The sequence below is a fragment of the Mesorhizobium sp. WSM4849 genome, from assembly GCF_055811385.1.
In genome coordinates, this window is record NZ_JBVVPW010000085.1 from 1 (window position 1) to 2,759 (window position 2,759).

The 2,759-nt window shown below is 60.5% G+C and carries 2 protein-coding genes and 1 pseudogene; all 3 read right to left on the reverse strand.

Translation table 11 applies throughout. The features are described 5' to 3' along the window. Positions 1-102: 102 nt before the first annotated feature. Complete coding sequence (locus AC0L3L_RS36265) at positions 103-738, reverse strand: aminotransferase class III-fold pyridoxal phosphate-dependent enzyme (RefSeq protein ID WP_473642164.1); 636 nt, start codon at positions 736-738, stop codon at positions 103-105. 300 nt (positions 739-1,038) lie between these two features. After that, positions 1,039-1,404: pseudogene (locus tag AC0L3L_RS36270) on the reverse strand (aminotransferase class III-fold pyridoxal phosphate-dependent enzyme); the annotation flags it as partial. Next, a partial coding sequence (locus tag AC0L3L_RS36275) for an MmgE/PrpD family protein (protein ID WP_473642162.1) occupies positions 1,389-2,759 on the reverse strand: 1,371 nt, incomplete at its 5' end. The gene AC0L3L_RS36275 and the pseudogene AC0L3L_RS36270, both read right to left, overlap by 16 nt.

Below are 2,759 nucleotides of genomic sequence, written 5' to 3' on the forward strand. Positions count from 1 at the left end.
TCAGGATGGATTCGCGCCCGGCTCATCAGTTCTCACTCTCAAAAAGCCGGAATGTCTCTGTGAGAAGCTCCATGAAGAGGTCGATTCCCGGCTCGGTGATGATCAGCGGCGGAGCGGCCATGAACCATTCCCCGAACTTTCCGCTCGCCGCACGGCGCGATAGATATGGAGGCCAAGAGCGCGGGCGACCTCCGAGATGCGATAGGATGCCTGCTTAGCGGCGGGGAAAATCGCCTTGGTAGCCTTATCCTCGACGATCTCCAGCGCGTTCAGGAGGCCCATTCCTCGCACGTCGCCAATGGTGGTGCTCCGATCCTGCAGCGCGTTGAGCTTTCGCCGCAGCACGACGCCCATCCGCTCGGCATTGCTCATCAGATCGCGGTCTAGCATCTCCTTGAGAACCGCAACTCCGATCGCCGAGGAGAGGGGATTGCCGGAATAGGTGTGGCCATGCAGAAATCCGCCAGATTCGACAACCTTGTCGACGATCCTGTTGGGGGCGATCATGGCGCCGAGTGGCGTGTATCCGGCGCTCAAGCCCTTCGCGCAGGCGACAAGATCGGGCAACGCGTCGGGCCAGTGATGGGCGGCCAAAAAGGTTCCCGTCCGGCCGGCGCCACACATGACCTCGTCGAAGATCAGCAGAACGCCGTAGCGGTCGCAAATCTTCCGGACCTTGGAATAGTAACTGTTCGGCGCGACCAATGCGCCGGTGGCGACGCCGCCGACCGGCTCCATGATGAAAGCCAGTACAGGCGGTAGCTCAATGGTGCCGGGACCTTGGGCATTATCTGCATAATCGGGCCGAATATCTGGTCCCGATCCGGATCGCCGGTGACCGCAGCGGCGCCGAGCGTCGAACCATGATAGCCTGGCAGACGCGCAAAAATCTTCGAGCGCTTCGGTTGACCCGTGACCACGGCGTATTGACGTGCAAGTTTTTGAGGGTGGATTCGATGGCCTCCGAACCACCGGAGACAAGAAAAGTCTGTCGAATCCTGTGCCCGCAAGCTCCGAAATCATCCTGCACAGCGTTTCGGTCGCCTCGCTAGTGAACGCCGTGCGGACGACATAGCTAAACCGCTTGGCCTGTTCGATCATGGCGTCGCGGACGCGCTCATTGCCATGGCCGATGTTGGCGGCGACTGCGCCCGACGACCCGTCGAGATAGCGCTTATCGGTGTTCCAGAAGAAGATGCCTTTGGCATGCGAAATCATGGGCGTTTTGGTGATGCCGCGCCCGGCATAGAAGGCCCCTCCGGAAGACTCCTTTTGAACGGGTTTGGGCTGTGTGCTCAGTGTGGACATCTTGCAGCTTGTTCCTGATCTATTAATTGGTATCGGAAAGGAGGACCCACTCTTTACTGGCGCCGCACGCATGCGCGACCTCACGCCACGGCGCATAATTTAAGTGCGTCGCGGACGGAAAGAGACTCCAGTTCGAGGAGAGCTTCCTTCAGCTGCATGGTGTTCGCCTCGCCGATAATGGGGCTTGCGAGAGTGAGGAACTTGGCTTCCACCTCCGCCGGCCCAAAAGCGGGCCCGCCGGGGGCGCCGGTCGGTATCTCGGCCTCTTCGGAAAGAGATTGGCCATTCCGGAGGGTCACATTGACGCGGGCGGGCAGGAGCTTTTTCGCGTAGAACTTCTCATCGGCGCCGGCCAGTGTCGAAAGACTTATTCGTGACGCTGTTTCTTGGAGGTTTTTGTCCGCCAAGTCGTCTTCGCGCAGGCCCGTCGCGGAGGACTTGTCGTGTAGTTCGAGGGCGAGCGCATAGGGGATATGGAACGCGGCCTCGACGGTCGATTGCGGCCAAGGGCCATTAAAATCGCGGACGAACTCGCTCACCGTCTCAACGTGAATGCCCTTGATGTCGGCGCGGCCAAAACGGTAGCGGGTCAGCAACGCGCGCAAGCAGTCAACCGCCGTGTGGATCCAGCGACAAACGCCAAACGGTTTGAAGCCGGTCTCTAGGATGAAGTAGCGCTCGCCCCACCGATCGAGCATGTCGCGGGGTTCAAAGCGGTCGGACCCGGCCATGGCCCAGAACCCATCGTCGCCGTCGAAGACGGTGCGATTGCCATGGAAACCAGCGCGGACAAGATCCACCGCCGTGATGGCGCCCTTGTTTGCCCACCCATAGTTGTTCTTCAAAAGGCTCATCGGTCGGGAATGGAACTTGCGCAAAAAGGGAAGCGGGGCATGCATCGGGGTCAGCCCATACGCATCCGCGATCTGCTCAGCGCTAAATCGGTGCAACAGACTTGCCGCGGTGCAGGCGCCGTATACCTGCCAGCTGGCGTAGCCCTTGACCTGGCGGTCGCGGTCCTCGCTAGGGCGCATGGCGGTGCCGAGGCGTAGCGACATCTCGTAACCGCCGACGGTTGCCGCGATCAGCTCCCTGCCGGAGCTGTTGACCTCTTCGGCAACAGCGATAGCAGCCGGGATAATTGACGCGCCGGGATGGCCGAAAAGGATGTAGGAATCATCAAGGCTCAACATGCTGGCGCTATGTGCATTGGCATGGGCCGCATTAGCGGGATGGAAGCGCAGGGACGTGCCGAAAACGGTGCTGCGGCCGCCGGAATCGATACGCGCGAGATAGGGCGTCATTTGCCCCGCCCCGCGGGTCGTGCTTCCCGCGATCATGCAACCAACATGATCGAGGATGAGAAGCTTCGCCTTATCGCGGACATGTGCCGGCAAGTCGTCATAAGTCAGTTTGGCGACCGTGCTGGCAACGTCTTGTGTCGGAGGCAT

Bases quoted from the DNA above. Each gene is read 5' to 3' on its own strand.
- AC0L3L_RS36265 (WP_473642164.1), bottom strand. From the start codon at position 738: ATGGAGCCGGTCGGCGGCGTCGCCACCGGCGCATTGGTCGCGCCGAAC.